General features: G+C 73.8%; 12 protein-coding genes. 2 read left to right on the top strand and 10 right to left on the bottom strand.

Annotation, left to right across the window (positions count from 1 at the left end; genetic code table 11):
• Positions 1-40 precede the first annotated feature (40 nt).
• The 5 genes from rpsP to G567_RS25935 form a co-directional block, all read right to left on the bottom strand.
• Entirely contained in the window at positions 41-505 is a 465-nt protein-coding gene (gene rpsP / locus G567_RS0100330; RefSeq protein ID WP_028928386.1) for a 30S ribosomal protein S16, read from the bottom strand.
• A gap of 187 nt (positions 506-692) precedes the next feature.
• On the bottom strand, positions 693-1,511 hold the full coding sequence (locus G567_RS0100325; protein WP_084795614.1) for a CPBP family intramembrane glutamic endopeptidase: 819 nt from the start codon (positions 1,509-1,511) through the stop codon (positions 693-695).
• A 49-nt stretch (positions 1,512-1,560) separates the two neighbouring features.
• Positions 1,561-2,658: an amidohydrolase family protein gene (locus G567_RS0100320; RefSeq protein WP_028928384.1), complete on the bottom strand. Its 1,098-nt coding sequence runs from the start codon at positions 2,656-2,658 to the stop codon at positions 1,561-1,563.
• On the bottom strand, positions 2,658-4,214 hold the full coding sequence (gene ffh / locus G567_RS0100315; protein WP_028928383.1) for a signal recognition particle protein: 1,557 nt from the start codon (positions 4,212-4,214) through the stop codon (positions 2,658-2,660). Before ffh ends, G567_RS0100320 begins: the two co-directional genes overlap by 1 nt.
• A 2-nt stretch (positions 4,215-4,216) precedes the next feature.
• The gene (locus tag G567_RS25935; RefSeq protein WP_051231997.1) at positions 4,217-4,828 is read right to left on the bottom strand and encodes an AAA family ATPase; all 612 of its coding nucleotides are present in this window, start codon (positions 4,826-4,828) and stop codon (positions 4,217-4,219) included.
• Positions 4,829-4,952: 124 nt separating this feature from the next.
• Between G567_RS25935 and G567_RS34705 the strand changes: the two genes are divergently transcribed.
• Both G567_RS34705 and G567_RS31645 read left to right on the top strand, forming a co-directional pair.
• Positions 4,953-5,141 carry a hypothetical protein gene (locus G567_RS34705; RefSeq protein WP_028928382.1) on the top strand — a complete coding sequence of 63 codons (189 nt, stop codon included), beginning with the start codon at positions 4,953-4,955 and terminating at the stop codon, positions 5,139-5,141.
• A 43-nt stretch (positions 5,142-5,184) separates the two neighbouring features.
• Positions 5,185-5,871: an FAD-binding oxidoreductase gene (locus tag G567_RS31645; protein ID WP_028928381.1), complete on the top strand. Its 687-nt coding sequence runs from the start codon at positions 5,185-5,187 to the stop codon at positions 5,869-5,871.
• Positions 5,872-5,891: 20 nt separating this feature from the next.
• Here G567_RS31645 and G567_RS25925 read toward each other — a convergent pair whose 3' ends face one another.
• The 5 genes from G567_RS25925 to smc form a co-directional block, all read right to left on the bottom strand.
• Complete coding sequence (locus tag G567_RS25925) at positions 5,892-8,228, bottom strand: [protein-PII] uridylyltransferase (RefSeq protein ID WP_037055215.1); 2,337 nt, start codon at positions 8,226-8,228, stop codon at positions 5,892-5,894.
• Complete coding sequence (locus G567_RS0100290) at positions 8,228-8,566, bottom strand: P-II family nitrogen regulator (RefSeq protein ID WP_028928380.1); 339 nt, start codon at positions 8,564-8,566, stop codon at positions 8,228-8,230. The genes G567_RS25925 and G567_RS0100290 overlap by 1 nt, the downstream gene beginning before the upstream one ends.
• A gap of 3 nt (positions 8,567-8,569) precedes the next feature.
• Positions 8,570-9,970, bottom strand: coding sequence for an ammonium transporter (locus G567_RS25920; protein ID WP_051231996.1), 1,401 nt, complete (start codon positions 9,968-9,970; stop codon positions 8,570-8,572).
• A 250-nt stretch (positions 9,971-10,220) separates the two neighbouring features.
• Positions 10,221-11,840, bottom strand: a complete 1,620-nt coding sequence (gene ftsY / locus G567_RS0100280) for a signal recognition particle-docking protein FtsY (protein WP_028928379.1) — start codon at positions 11,838-11,840, stop codon at positions 10,221-10,223.
• A 67-nt stretch (positions 11,841-11,907) separates the two neighbouring features.
• Entirely contained in the window at positions 11,908-15,480 is a 3,573-nt protein-coding gene (smc, locus tag G567_RS0100275; protein ID WP_028928378.1) for a chromosome segregation protein SMC, read from the bottom strand.
• Positions 15,481-15,486 lie beyond the last annotated feature (6 nt).

Genomic DNA, 15,486 nt, shown 5'->3' with positions numbered 1-15,486 from the left:
GCATCACCGCTGCGGACGGCGGTGAAATCGGCAAGCTCGCTCACGACTCGGTGGCCTCCGCGGCCGTGTTCGACTCGCCAGCGGTGGACTCGCCCGCCGAGTCCGCCTTCGGACGGCGGTCGGCCTTCTTCTTCGGCGTCGTCGCCTCGGTGGTCGGCTCCTCGCTCGCCGCGGCGAGCGCCGCCTGGAACCGGGCGAGCTTGTCGACCTTCTCCGGCTGCGGCTTGAGGATGCCCTCGCTGCCGGGCAGGCCCTTGAACTTCTGCCAGTCACCGGTGATCTCGAGCAGGCGCTGCACCGGCTCGGTCGGCTGCGCGCCCACACCGAGCCAGTACTGGACCCGGTCCGAGTCGATGTCGATCAGGCTCGGCTCATTCTTCGGGTGGTACTTGCCGATCGTCTCGATCGCCCGGCCGCTGCGCCGGGTCTTGGCGTCGGCGACGACCACGCGGTAGTACGGCTGACGGATCTTGCCCAGCCTCATAAGCTTGATCTTGACGGCCACGCTGCTAACTGCTCCTCGCCCATGAATGTCTCGATGGATCGTGCTCTGCTGAGTCAACGCGGCTCGCGTGGGGTTACGGGCTGCGCTCACTCGACGTCTACGGCCGCGGCACGGTAGAGGGCCAGCCGGGGGCCGGTCGGTTATTCTGCCAGACGGCCGCCTGCCGGACGAACAGAGCCGGGTGGCCTCAGATCGGCGAGACGCCGAGCAGCGTCAGGAGCAGCGCGATGCCCGGCAGCAGGTTGTTGATCTGGTGCGCGATGATGCTGGCCGTCAGCCGGCCCGTCACCACCCGCGCCAGCCCGATCGGGATCGCGATGACCGCAAGCAGCGGGGTGCGGGTGAACTCGAAATGTGCGAGGGCGAACAGCACCGTGGTGAGCGCGAACGCGAGCCAGCGATCGGCCCCGTGCTTCTCCAGCGCGCCCCAGAGCAGCCCGCGATAGACGATCTCCTCGCAGAGCGGGGCCAGCAGCACGACGATCACGAACACCACCGCGGCACCCGCGGCGCCCGCCCTGAGCCCGGCGAACACCTCCCCGACCGCGGAGGTCGCGCGCTCCGGGCCGAGGATCCTCGCGTAGATCAGCGACGCCGGGATGGTGAGCACCAGGCCGCCGAAGCCGAACGCCAGACCGAGGCCGACGTCGCGCCAGGAGAACCGCAGCCCGAGATCGCGGCGCGGCCCGTTGCCGCGCACCACGGTGCTCAGGATCGCCGTGGCCGCGGCGAGCACGGTCGGCACCGCGAGCCCGACGGCCAGCCCGGCCACGGACGGTGGGCCGCGGCGGAAGACCAGCAGCCCGAGCAGCGCCGAGACCGACAGGAACACCGCCGCGGCGAGCGCGTACGCCCCCAGGCCCCAGCGGTGCTGCGGCCGGGCAGGGGGTTGTGCAGGGGGCTGGGACGGCGGTGCGCCGGGCGACGGGCCGGGTTCGGGTGTGGCCTGCCCGGGCGACCCGCTGTCACCCGGCCACGGACCCTGGTCCCTTTCCGGTGATCGCACGTCTCGACGCTACCGGCCGAACGGCGCAACGGCCTGCCGGGCGGGGCGCTCAGCCCGTTGCGTGCACCACCCGGCCGCGCAGCAGCACGAGCGCCGGTTCGCGCAACGCGGCCGGGTCGGCCCGCGGATCACTCCGGTAGACGACGAGATCGGCGGGCGCGCCGGTGTCGAGCCCCGGTCTGCCCAGCCACGCCCGCGCCGCCCAGCTCGCAGCCCCGATCGCGTCGGTGTGCCCGGCGGCGTGCAGGGCCAGGATTTCATCGACGATCCGGCCGTGCCGGATCCCGCCGCCGGCGTCGGTGCCCGCGAACACCGGAACCCCGGCCTCGACGGCGCATCGCACCACGCTGCCCGCGGTGCGATGCAGCTCGCGCATGTGCGCGGCGTAGGCCGGGTACTTCGCAGCGCGCTCCGCGATGCCGGGGAACGTCTCGACATTGATCAACGTGGGGACGAGCGCCGTGCCGCGGCGGGCCATCTCGGCGATCAGGTCGTCGGTCAGCCCGGTACCGTGCTCGATGCAGTCGATCCCCGCGCCGATCAGGCCGGGCAGGGCGTCGGTTCCGAAGACGTGCGCGGTGACCCGGGCACCGGCCTCGTGCGCCGTCGCGATGGCCTCGGCCAGCACGTCGTCGGGCCACAGCGGCGCCAGGTCGCCCACGCCACGGTCGATCCAGTCGCCGACGAGCTTGACCCAGCCGTCGCCGGCCGCGGCCTGCTCGGCGACGACCTCGGGCAGTAGCGCCGGATCGTCCAGATCGACGGCGAGGCCGCCGATATAGCGCTTGGGCCGCGCGATGTGCCGGCCCGCCCGGATGATCTGCGGGAGGTCCGCGCGAGCCTGCAGCGGCGAGGTGTCGACCGGCGAGCCGCAGTCGCGGATGAGCAGCGTCCCCGCGTCCCGGTCGGTGCGGGCCTGCTCCTCCGCCTCGTCGAGCTCGACGGGCCCGGACGGCCCCAGCCCGATGTGGCAGTGCGCGTCGACGAGGCCGGGGACGATCCACCCGCCGTCGAGCAGGGTTTCGGCGGCGGTCAGGGGTTCGGCGCTGATCCGTCCCGCGCCGTCCACGAACAGCTCGGTGCTGTCGCCGGACGGCAGCAGCACGCCCCGGAGCCGGTAGCCGGCGGCGGGAACCTCGGGCACCATCAGCGCGGCTTCTTGCCGAAGTTCAGCTTCGAAGGGTCGAAGCCGGGCGGCAGCTGGTCGAGTCCGCCGAGCCCGGGCGGCAGTTCCTGCGGGCCCGGTGGCATCCGCGAGAGGTCGGGCGTTCCACCGCGCACCTTCGGCTGCGTCGGGCTCTTGCGGCCCTTGGCGCCCTTGCGGCCCTTGCGGCTCTTCGACTGCCGCTGCGTGCCGCCGAAGCCGAGCTGCCCGGCCATCTGCTTCATCATCTTGCGGGCCTCGAAGAAGCGGTTGACCAGGTCGTTGATGTCGCTGACCGTCACGCCGGAGCCGTTGGCGATCCGCAGCCGCCGCGAGCCGTTGATGATCTTCGGGTCGGCCCGCTCGGCCGGGGTCATGCCGCGGATGATGGCCTGCAGCCGGTCGAGCTGCTTGTCGTCGACCTGGGCCAGCGCATCCTTCATCTGACCGGTGTTCGCGCCCGGCAGCATTCCGAGGATGTTGCCGATCGGGCCCATCTTGCGGATGGCCAGCATCTGCTCGAGGAAATCCTCCAGCGTCAGCTCCCCGGTACCGATCTTGGCCGCGGTCTTGGCCGACTGCTCGGCGTCGAAGACCTGCTCGGCCTGCTCGATGAGGGTGAGCAGATCGCCCATGCCGAGGATCCGGCTGGCCATCCGGTCGGGGTGGAAGACGTCGAAGTCGGCCAGCTTCTCGCCGTTGGAGGCGAACAGGATCGGCTGGCCGGTCACCTCGCGCACCGAGAGCGCGGCACCACCGCGGGCGTCACCGTCGAGCTTGGTGAGCACCACGCCGGTGAAGCCGACGCCGTCGCGGAACGCCTCGGCCGTCGCCACCGCGTCCTGGCCGATCATGGCGTCGACGACGAACAGCGTCTCGTCCGGCTGCACCGCGTCGCGGATGTCGGCGGCCTGGCGCATCAGCTCCTCGTCGACGCCGAGGCGGCCCGCGGTGTCGACGATGACGACGTCGTACATCTTGTCGCGCGCGTGCTGCACGCCATGGCGGGCGACCTCGACCGGATCGCCGGGGCCGAGGCTCGGGTCGGCCCCGGCGGTCGCCGACGCACCCGGATGGGGCGCGAACGTGGGCACCCCGGCCCGCTCCCCGACGATCTGCAGCTGGTTGACCGCGTTGGGGCGCTGCAGGTCGGCCGCGACGAGCAGCGGGGTGTGTCCCTGGTTGTGCAGCCAGTACGCAAGCTTGCCGGCCAGCGTGGTCTTACCGGAACCCTGCAGGCCGGCGAGCATGATCACGCTCGGCGGTTCCTTCGCCAGCGCGAGCCGCCGGGTCTCGCCACCGAGGATCCCGATGAGCTCTTCGTTGACGATCTTGACGACCTGCTGGGCCGGGTTCAGCGCCTGGGAGACCTCAGCGCCCTTGGCCCGCTCCTTGACCTTGGCGATGAAGGACCGCACCACCGGCAGCGCGACGTCGGCCTCGAGCAGCGCGATGCGGATCTCCCGCGCGGTGGCATCGATGTCGGTTTCGGACAGCCGGCCCTTGCCGCGCAGGTCGCGCAGCGTCCCGCTGAGACGCTCGGAGAGGGTGTCGAACACCCCTATGAGCCTACTTGCCGGGTCGCGGGGACGTCCCGTGGTCCGGTCGACACGTCCAGGCCCAGGCCGAGGCGGGCACCCGCCCGGTCGAGCACGGTGACGTCCGACCAACCGGGCGGGGGGCCGTGGGCGCGGAACGACTCGGCGAGCCCCGCCGCGCGCCCGGCATGTGCGGCGAACGACGCCGAAGGGACCACCCGGCCACGGGCGGCCTGGCCCTGCAGCGCGTCGGCCGCCTCGACGTCGAGCCAGACCAGATGCGCCGAACGTCCGGTCAGGGCCGCGAGCAGCGCGACCATCTGCCGGCACGCCACCGACGTCGCCGGCAGGTGGACGAGGACGACGGAGGGCCCGAGGGCCGCCGCGCGCACGATCGCGAGCCGGTGCAGCAGGTGTACCAGCAGCCGGTAGCGCCGGTAGGGCGTCCCGGCGGGCAGCCGCCGGGCGAGCGCGTCGCGGTGGGTCTGGGAGTCGAGCAGGGCGACGTCCGGGCCCGCCGGAAGCCCCGCGAGCAGGGTGCTCTTCCCCGCGCCGGGGACCCCCGCGAGCAGCACGAGCGACCGCCCGGGCAGCGTGAGCCGGACCGGGCCGGGCGAGGCGGGACCGCGGGTCATGGGTCGAGAACGCGTCGGACGAGCGATTCGTTCCGTCGCAACCATTCTTGCCGGGCCGGCCGCCCGCCCGGCCCGGCCGGGGATCCCGATTCGCCGAACGGCTTGCCCGTCGGCGCGACCGGGTGTGCACTGGAGCGCCACCGCAGCGGGGATCCATGCACGCCTGGCCGACGAGCGACCAGCCGTCGACGTCCGACTGCAGCGCTCGTCCACCGCCCCGGTGCTGCTGGGCGGCACGGCGCGCGACGAGGAGGTCGCGAAGCTCACCCACTGGCGCGGCTGCGCCGATGCCTCAGCCAGGCCGGAAGCCTGACAGCGGGTGCGCTCGGGCCTCTGGACCCGGGGCCACGGCGGAGATGGCTGCGGCGGTGGGTGGGAAGGTCCTCGACACCGCCGCCGCGGCGCGTCTGTGGAAGGAGACCGAGGGCAACCCACTGTTCGTGGCCGAGGCCGTGCGGACGGGTTTCGGGGACTCCGCGGCGCGCCCAGCCCGCACCCCCACGGACCACCCCATGATCACTGCCCGGCTCCTGCAACTGCCGCCCGACGCTCGCCGGCTGGTCGAGGTCGCGGCGACGATCGGGCGCGGCCTTCGACGAGCTGTACCCAAGGGGATCCGGCAGTACTGGAAGGCGGGCTTCGTCCGCGAGCGGCCCGACGAGGTCATCGCGGCGCACGTCGAGCACGGTCCCCGGACGCCGACCGTCGCCTCGACGAGAACCTCTACCCCATCAACGGCGCGGGTCGACCCGGAGGAGACGGCGTTCGGCCACCGCGACGCGAGGTACGCGATGGTCCTCGGATCGTTCCGGCCGGAACCAACCGACGACGAGGCCGACATCCGGTGGGTGCGGGACTACTACGCCGCCGTCCACCCCTACTCGGGCACCGAGGGCAACTACATCAACTTCATGGCAGAGGACGACATGGTGCGGGCCCCGGAGAACTACGGACGCAACTACCGGCGCCTGCAACAGGTCAAGGCCACCTTCGACCCGGAGAACTTCTTCCACCTCAACCAGAACATCGAACCGGCGAGCTGACGGTCCAGGGGGCCGTCTTCTCACCCCGCGGCGGCCAGCACGGCCTGCTCCACCCTCCGGCGTTCGGTCTCTGCCGGCCTGCGGCCGCCCACGCCGAACGAGTCGACCACCGAGGAGCCGAGGGTGGACACGCGCGCCCACCGCAGCTCGATCCCGCAGCCTTCCAGCGCCGCGGCGACCCGGTGCAGCAGCCCGATGCGGTCGGTCCCGCGCAGTTCGAGCACCACCACACCGCTGGCCTCGTCGTCGAACCAGAGCACCCGCGGCGGGGCCGCGTCGTGGGCGGCCGGGGCAGCCGGGGCATAGTCGCGCTCCTTGCGGGCCAGCGCGTCGGCGAGGACCAGCGTGCCGTCGAGCACCCGGATCAGATCGGCCCGGATCAGCGCGGGATCGGGCAGCCCGCCGAACCGCGGGGACACCAGGAACTCGTGGACCACGACGGTCCCCTCGGTACGCAGCTCCGCGGCGTACACCTGCAATGAGTGCAGGGCCAGCACGCCCGCGGCGGCCGACAGCGGGCCCGGCCCCTCCACCCGGGCGGCCGCGGGGGCCGCGACGACGACGCTGGCGGCCTCCGTTCCGCTCATCCGGACCTGGGGTCGTCCGTCGGCGAGCACCGCCGCCGCGAGCTCCCGGTTCGCCGCGCTGAGCGGGCCGGGACCCGGCAGCGGCTCACCGGCCATCAGCGCCCGGGCGCGGCCGGTGAGATCGCGGATCAGCCGCTGCTTCCACGGGCTCCACACCCCCGGGCCGGTGGCGAGCGCATCGGCCTCGGCGAGCGCGTCGAGCAGGTCGAGGACCAGCCCGTTGCCCCCGAGGGCGTCGACGACGCGGGTGACGGTCGCCGGGTCGTCGAGATCGCGGCGGGTGGCGGTGTGCGGCAGCAGCAGATGATGCCGGACGAGCGCGCCGAGCACGGCGACGTCGGACGCGCCGAGGCCGAGCCGGCCCGCGATCCGGGTGGCCAGCGACGCCCCGACCACCGAATGGTCGCCGCCGCGGCCCTTGCCGATGTCGTGCAGCAGCGCCCCGACCAGCAGCAGGTCGGGCCGCGCCACCCGGGTGGTGAGCCGGGCGGCCTGGGCGCAGGTCTCCACGAGGTGGCGGTCCACCGTCCACAGGTGTGCGCGGTCGCGCGGCGGAAGGTCACGTACCGCGCCCCACTCGGGGAACAGCCTGCCCCACAGCCCGGTCCGGTCCAGCGCCTCGACCACCCCCACGGTGCCGCGGCCCGCGCCCAGCAGCGACAGCAGCTCGTCGAGCGCCGGGCGGGGCCAGGGTTCGCGCAGCTCGGGGGCGGTGTCGGCCAGTCGGTGCAGGGTCGCGGGGGCCATCGGCAGCCCGGTCCGCGCGGCGGTGGCCGCCACCCGCAGCACGAGCGCCGGGTCGCGTGTCGCCGAGGCGCCCCTGGCCAGCGCGACCTCTCCGAGGTGTTCGACGACGCCGGAGCCGAGCGGGCGGCGCACCGGGGTCCTGCGCAGCGCGGCGAGCCCCCGGCGGGGCAGCCCGCCGCGCGCCGCGCGCAGCCCGACCTCGGCGGCGAACGCCACCGCCCGGGCCGCCCCGGACAGCGCCCTGGCCAGCTCGAAGCGGTCGCCGAGGTCCAGGACCGCCGCGATCTCGTCGGCGTCCTGGGCCCGCATCACGTCGCGGGGCCGGCCGGCGAGCCGGTGCAGCTCGGTGCGCACATCGAGCAGCAGGGCGTGGGCCGCGGCGACCTCGCCGCCGGGCCGCTCGACCAGCTGCGCCGCGGCCAGCGCGTCGAGCAGCTGGACGTCGCGCAGCCCGCCGTGACCGTTCTTCAGGTCCGGCTCCACCCGGTGCGCGACGTCGCCTGCCGTGCGCCAGCGCTGCGCGGCGGCGTCGGTGATCTCGTCGAAACGGCCGCGGATACCCGCCCGCCAGGCCCGGCGGACGGCGGCGTGCAGCGTGCCCGACAGCTCCGCGTCGCCGGCGATGTGCCGGGCCTCCAGCAGCCCCATGGCGGCGCACAGATCACCGGCCGCGACCGCGACGGCCTGGCCGGGGGTGCGGACCGAGTGGTCGAGCCCGATCCCCGCGTTCCACAGCGGGTACCAGAGCCGCTCGGCCAGCCGCTCGATCTCGTGCCGCCCGTCGTGCAGCAGCACCAGGTCGAGATCGGAATGCGGGGCGAGCTCGCGGCGACCGAGCGCCCCTACCGCCACCAGCGCGACGCCCGCACCCAACCCGGCCGCCGCGGCCCGCGCGGACAACCAGAAGTCGTGGAGGTCCACCAGCGCGGTGCGCAGGGCCTCCGGGCGAAGCCGCCGCCTGCCGCCCGGCGTGCGCAGCAGGGCGGCCTTCGCCGCGACGAGGTCATCCGCCGAGTCGACCATCAGACCGCGTCGCTGCCCCGCTCACCGGTGCGGACCCGGACCACGGTGTCGACCGGGGTGACCCAGACCTTGCCGTCACCGATCTTGCCGGTGCGGGCCGCCTCGACGACCGCATCGACCACCTTGTCCGCGAGGGTGTCGTCGGCCAGGACCTCCACCCGGACCTTCGGCACGAAGTCGACAGCGTACTCCGCGCCCCGGTAGACCTCGGTGTGGCCCTTCTGCCTGCCGTACCCCTGTACCTCGCTGACCGTCATCCCCAGCACGCCGATCTGCTCGAGGGCGGACTTGACGTCCTCCAGAACGAATGGCTTGACGATCGCCGTGACGAGCTTCATCACTCAGTTCTCCTTGCCTGCGGTGGCCCGGGCCGGGCCTTCGGACGAGGCGAGCCGAGGCCGGGTCGACCCCAGCCCGCCGACGCCACCGAGGCCCGAGTAGTCGTAGCCGGTCTCGGCGTGCTCGGTCTCGTCGACGCCGATCACCTCGGCGTCGTCGCTGACCCGGAAACCGATGGTGGCCTTGATGAGGTAACCAAGGATGAGCGCGATGAGGAAGGAGTAGAGCATCACCGCACCCGCGGCCAGTGCCTGACGACCGAGCTGGGTGAGACCTCCGCCATAGAACAGGCCGTTCTCCCCGGGCGCGGCCGGGTTCACGCTGTTGGTGCCGAAGAAGCCGATGAGCAGGGTGCCGACGAGCCCGCCGACCAGGTGGACGCCGACGACGTCGAGCGAGTCGTCGAAACCGAACCGGTACTTGAGCCCGACGGCCAGCGCGCAGACCGCACCGGCGATGACCCCGATGGCGAGCGCGCCGAGCGGGCTGACGAACCCGCAGGCCGGGGTGATCGCGACCAGGCCCGCCACCGCACCCGAGGCGGCACCCAGGGTGGTGGGTTTGCCGTCGCGGAGCTGCTCGACGAGCAGCCAGCCCAGCACCGCGGTGCCGGTCGCGAGCGTGGTGTTGGTGAAGGCGAGCCCGGCGAGATCGCCGGCGGCCAGCGCCGATCCGGCGTTGAACCCGTACCAGCCGAACCAGAGCAGGCTCGCGCCCAGCAGCACGAACGGGAGGTTGTGCGGGCGCATGCGCTCGCGCGGCCAGCCCTTGCGGCGGCCGAGCACGATCGCCAGTGCCAGGGCGGCGGCGCCGGCGTTGATGTGGACCGCGGTGCCCCCGGCGAAGTCCTCGGCCTTCAGGACGTTGGCGATCCAACCGCCGGTGTTGTCCGGTCCGGTGAACCCGTCGAAGGAGAACACCCAGTGGGCGACGGGAAAGTAGCAGAGGGTGACCCAGCCCGCGACGAACGCCGTCCACGCCCAGAACTTCGTCCGGTCTGCGATCGCGCCCGAGACCAGGGCCGGCGTGATGACCGCGAACATCAGCTGGAACATGACGAACGCGGTGGTGGGCAGCGCGTCGCCGCCCGGCCACGGCGTGACCGCCCCGGTCGCCGGGTCGGTCGACTCGTAGCCGACGAGGTGTCCGATCGTCGAGCCCAGTCCGGCGAACTCGTTGCCCCCGATGAGACCGCCGAACACGTCGTCGCCGAAGGCCCAGCTGTAGCCGAACAGGGCCCACAGGACGCCCACGACGGCGAGGCAGATGAAGTTCATCATCAGCATGTTCAGCACGTTCTTGCTGCGGACCATCCCGCCGTAGAAGAACGCCAGACCGGGCGTCATGAGCATCACGAGCGCGGCGCTCGCGAGTACCCAGGCGGTGTTCCCTGCGTTGACCACGATTCCCTCCAGCTGTCATCCAGGCTGGGGGAATCCTCATTGCGACATGTTTCAACGACCGGCGCCCGGTGTTTCCGCCGGGTGAACGAGCCCCGCCCGGCCGTTACGTCGGCATTACGGTTGCGCCGGCCTGGCGGTGTGGCGCGGAACCCGGCCGTCATGATCAACGCTTGGGAGCCCGCGGCCGCGCGGATCGCGGCCCACGGCGCCGAAACGTCGATCATGGCGGCCGGACGCCGGGCGCCCAGGATCAGTTCAGCAGCGCGTCGACGAACGCGGCGGGCTCGAACGGCGCCAGATCGTCCGGGCCCTCGCCGAGGCCGACGAGCTTCACCGGGACCCCGAGCTCGCGCTGCACCCGGAACACGATGCCGCCCTTGGCGGTGCCGTCGAGCTTGGTGAGGACGATCCCGGTCACCTTGACGACATCGGCGAACACCCGGGCCTGCATCAGCCCGTTCTGACCGGTCGTGGCGTCGAGAACCAGTAGCACCTCGTCGACCTCGGCCTGCTTCTCCACGACGCGCTTGACCTTGCCCAGCTCATCCATCAACCCGGTCTTGGTGTGCAGCCGGCCCGCCGTGTCGAGCAGCACGGCGTCCGCGCCGTCGGCGGTGGCACGTTTGACGGCGTCGAACGCGACGCTGGCCGGGTCCGAGCCCTCGGGCCCGCGCACCACCGCGGCCCCGGCGCGTTCGCCCCAGGTGACGAGCTGTTCGGTGGCGGCGGCCCGGAACGTGTCGGCCGCGCCGAGGACGACGGTCCGGCCGTCGGCCGCGAGCACGCGGGCGAGCTTGCCCGTCGTCGTGGTCTTCCCGGTTCCGTTGACGCCGACGATGAGCACCACCGCCGGACGCCCGTCGTGCGGCAGCGCCCGCACCGATCGGTCCAGTTCGGTGTGCAGCTCCCCGGTCAGCACGTCCTTGAGCAGCTGCCGGGCCTGCTCGGCGGTGCGCACGCCGCGGGAGGCCAGCTCGGTGCGCAGGGTCTCGACGAGCTCCAGCGTGGTCTCCGGGCCGAGGTCGGCCTGCAGCAGCGTGGCCTCGACGTCCTCCCACGACTCCTCGTCGAGCTCGCCCGCGCCGAGCAGACCGAGCAGGCTCTGCCCGAATCCGGTGCGCGAGCGCGCCAGCCTGCCGCGCAGCCGTTCGAGGCGGCCAGCGGTGGGGGCAATCGGTTCGGTGGGTGCTGCGGGGGCGGTGGGTTCGGCGGGTGCTGCGGGGGCGGTGGGTTCGGCGGGTGGGGCGGCGACGGCGGGCGCCGCACCGTTGCCGCTGATGTCCGGGGCCGGAGCGGGCGGGGCGGGGGCGGGCTCGGCGGGCCGTTCCGGCGCGGCGGTCGTGTCGGCCGGGCGTTCCGGCGCGGCGGTCGTGTCGGCCGGGCGTTCCGGCGCGGCGGTCGTGTCGGCCGGGCGTTCCGGCGCGGCGGTCGTGTCGGCCGGGCGTTCCGGCGCGGCGGTCGTGTCGGCGGACGGCTCCGGGGCAGGCTCGGCCGGGCGCTCGGGCGCCGCGGTCGTATCGGCAGGCCGCTCCGGCGCAGCCTCGGCCGGGCGTTCCGGCGCGGCGGGCTCGGGCCTGCTCGGCGGCGCCTCGACCGGCGGCGCGGAATCCTTGACCGGCGGCGGCGCGGTGTCCGCCGGTTCCGGACGGGTCGCGGTGTCGGCACCGGCGGCGAAGCTGAATCCGCGCTCGGTCTGGTACGTGCCGCCGCGCCGCGGCGGGAGCGCCTCCGGGCCTTCCTCGGGTTTGAGCTGCTCGGTTTCGCGCAGGCTGATCCGGCGGCGCCGGCCGACGACAAGGCCGAGCACGAGGGCGATCAACAGGACCGCCGCGACCACCGCCACGACGATCCACAGGGTCTCCGTGGTCACCCGACAAGCCTGTCATGCCGTCCGCCCCGCGCGTCCTCCAGACCGGCCTCGGGGCCGACCGGCAACGCTACGAGGCTGGGCGCAACCGCTGCGAGATGACGGCGGTGATCCCATCCCCGCGCATCGACACCCCGTACAGCGCGTCGGCGACCTCCATCGTCGGCTTCTGGTGGGTGATGACGATCAGCTGCGAGGTGGCGCGCAGCTCCTCCATCAGCCCGATCAGCCGCCGGAGGTTGACGTCGTCCAGCGCGGCCTCGATCTCGTCGAGGACATAGAACGGCGACGGACGGGCCCGGAAGATCGCGACAAGCAGCGCGATCGCGGCCAGCGACCGCTCCCCGCCCGACAGCAACGAGAGCCGCTTGACCTTCTTCCCCGGCGGGCGGGCCTCCACGTCGATGCCCGTGGCCAGCATGTCCTCGGGGTCGGTGAGCCGCAGCCGCCCCTCCCCGCCCGGGAACAGCGTGGCGAACACGATCTCGAACTCGCGGGCCACGTCGGCGTAGGCGGTGGTGAAGACCTCGAGGATCTTGTCTTCCACCTCCCGGACCACGGTCAGCAGGTCGCGCCGGGTGTTCTTGAGGTCCTCCAGCTGTGTGGACAGGAACCGGTAGCGCTCCTCCAGCGCCGCGAACTCCTCCAGCGCCAGCGGGTTGACCTTGCCCAGGAGCGAGAGATCCTTCTCCGCTCGGGTGACCCGCCGCTGCTGGGTGGCCCGGTCATAGGACATCGCGGGCGGCGCCACGACGTCCTCGCCGCGCTCCTTCGCCGCCTCGTACTCGGCCAGCTCCGCCGCCGACGGCGGAACCGACACCTGCGGCCCGTACTCGGCGACGAGGTCGTCGACCCCGATCCCGTGCTCGGCGAGGATCTTCTCGGTGAGCTGCTCCATCCGCACCCGGGACTGCGCGCGCAGTACCTCGTCGCGGTGCACGGCATCGGTGAGCTTCTCCAGCAACGCGGTCAGCCGCCCGGCGGTGGTGCGGGTCTCGGCCAGCGCCGCCTCCCGCTCGGTGCGGTCCGCGGCGGCGCCGTCGCGCTCGGCGGCCGCCCCGGCCAGCGAGACCTCCAGCCTGCTGAGCGCGTTCTCCCCCGCCTCGACGACGAGCGCCGCGACCGCCGCGGCGCGCTCGCGTTCGGCCCGCGCCGCCGCCGCCCGCACCCTGGCCTGCCGCTCCGACGCGGCCTGCCTGCGCAGCGACTCGGCCCGACCCGCGATCGCGTGCGCCCGCTCCTCGGCCGTGCGCAGGGCCAGCCGCGCCTCGACCTCCGCCGAGCGGGCCTGCGCCAGCGCGTCGGCCGCGGCGTCGCGGACCTCGGTATCGGGTTCCTCCTCCAGCGGCTCGCCCTCGGCCACCGACAGTTGCTGTTCGGCCGCCTCCAGCGCGAGCAGGGCGTCCGACCGTCGCGACTCCACGGAGTCGCGACGCTCGCGCAACCGCCCGGCCTCGGCCTCGGCCGAGCGGACGACCTGCTCCAGCCGCCCGAGTTGCGCGCCCGCGGCCGCCCGCCGCGACTCGGCGGCGCGGCGCTCCTGCTTCGCGCCCTCGAGCTCGGCCAGCCGGGCCGCCTCCTCGGCCCGTGCCCCCTCCAGCGCGGGGCGCAGCCGGGCCAGCTCCTGCTCCACCGCCTCGCGCGACTCGACGGCGCTGTCGACATCGGCCTGCAGGTCCAGCGCGCTCGATCCCGAACCGGACCCGCCGCGGGCCCGATCGGCGGCCAGCACGTCCCCGTCGGTGGTCACCGCGGTGAGCGACGGAGCTGCCGCGACGACGGCGCGCGCGGCGTCCAGATCCTCGACGACGACGACGTCGCGCAGCATCCCGGTCACCGTGTCGCCCAACGGCGGTGGGGCGCTGACCAGCGACGCCGCCCAGCGTCCCGCGGGCGGATCGCCCTGCCGAACACCATTCGCCGCGCCGCCGATCAGGATCGCGGCGCTTCCCGCGTCGGTGTCGCGCAGCATCCGCAGGGCAGCGACCGCGCTGAGCGCCGAGTCGACCACGACCCCCTCGGCGAGCTCGCCGAGCAGCGCGGCGACCGCGGTCCGCGCCTCGGGAACCACGGTGAGCAGGCCGGACACCGGGCCGAGGACCCCGGCGTGGCCGCCGTGCAGCAGCGCGCCGGACCCGTCCTTGCGCGCCAGCCCGACCGACAGGGCGTCCACCCGGGCCCGCCAGTGCGCCCGCTGCTGCTCGACCTCGCGCTCCCGCTTCACCAGCTCGGCGACCCGTGCGCGCGAGCTCTCGTGCGCCTCGACGGCGGCGGCGACCCGCCCCTCGAGGCCGTCGCCTGCGACATCATCCAGCATCCCCAGCTCGTCGCGGGCCGTCTCCAGCTCGGCGGCGGCCTGCGCGGTGCGCTCCTGGGCCTCGGCCAGAGCCTGCGACAGCCGCTCGATCTCCTCGGCGGTCGCCGCGAGGCCGCTGCGCAGCGCCTCGGCCTTGCCGGCCAGCGTCGCGATCCCCGCCTTGCGGTCGGCGATCGCGCGGACCGCCGCCAGATGCGCGCGCTCGGCCGCGGCCAGGGTGCGCTCGTGCCCGGCGCGCTCCTCCAGAACCTCCGACAGCCGCCGCCGCGCCTGGGCCACGGCCTCGACCAGCTCCTCCTCCTGTTCGGCGACGGCGTCGGCCTCGCGCTCGAGATCCTCCGGATCACGGCCCCGGGTGCGGCCCGGGTCGGACCCGGCGTCGGCGAGGTGGCGGACCCGCTCCTGGGCCAGCCGCACCGTGCCGCGCAACCGTTCCGCCAGCGCCGAGAGCCGATACCAGACATCCTGCGCCGCGGCCAGCCGGGGCGCGTCCGCGGCCAGCGCCGCCTCCAGCCCGGACAACTGCTCGCGGACCGTGACGAGCTGCTCCTCGACCTCGGCGCGCTGGGCCCGCGCCGCGGCCTCGTCGGCCTCCTCGCGGGCCAGCGAGTCGCGCAGGGTCACCAGGTCGTCGGCGGCGAGCCGCAGCCGGGCGTCCCGCAGCTCGGACTGGACGGCCTGGGCGCGCCGCGCGATCTCGGCCTGGCGGCCCAGCGGCTTGAGCTGGCGACGCAGCTCGGCGGTGAGGTCGGTGAGCCGGGTGAGGTTGGCCTGCATCGCGTCGAGCTTCCGCAGCGCCCGTTCCTTGCGTTTGCGGTGCTTGAGGACACCGGCCGCCTCCTCGATATAGGCGCGCCGATCCTCCGGCTTGGACTGCAGGATCGAGTCGAGCTGGCCCTGCCCCACCACGACGTGCAGCTCGCGGCCGATCCCGGAGTCCGAGAGCAGCTCCTGGATGTCCAGCAGCCGGCACGACGAGCCGTTGATCTCGTACTCGCCCGCGCCGCCGCGGAACATCCGCCGGGTGATCGAGACCTCGGAGTACTCGATGGGCAGCGCGCCGTCGGAGTTGTCGATGGTCAGCGTGACCTCGGCGCGCCCCAGCGGCGCGCGGCCGCTTGTACCGGCGAAGATCACATCCTCCATCTTGCCGCCGCGCAGCGCCTTGACCCCCTGTTCCCCGAGGACCCAGCTGATCGCGTCGACGACATTGGACTTGCCCGAACCGTTGGGGCCGACCACGCAGGTGATCCCGGGCTCCAGGCGCAGCGTCGTCGATGAGGCGAAGGACTTGAAGCCCTTCAGCGTCAGACTCTTCAGATGCACAGCCGG

It is taken from the genome of Pseudonocardia asaccharolytica DSM 44247 = NBRC 16224 (assembly GCF_000423625.1).
Classification (GTDB): domain Bacteria; phylum Actinomycetota; class Actinomycetes; order Mycobacteriales; family Pseudonocardiaceae; genus Pseudonocardia; species Pseudonocardia asaccharolytica.
Note: the sequence above shows the minus strand (reverse complement) of the source record. Positions and strands in the feature narration are given on the sequence as shown.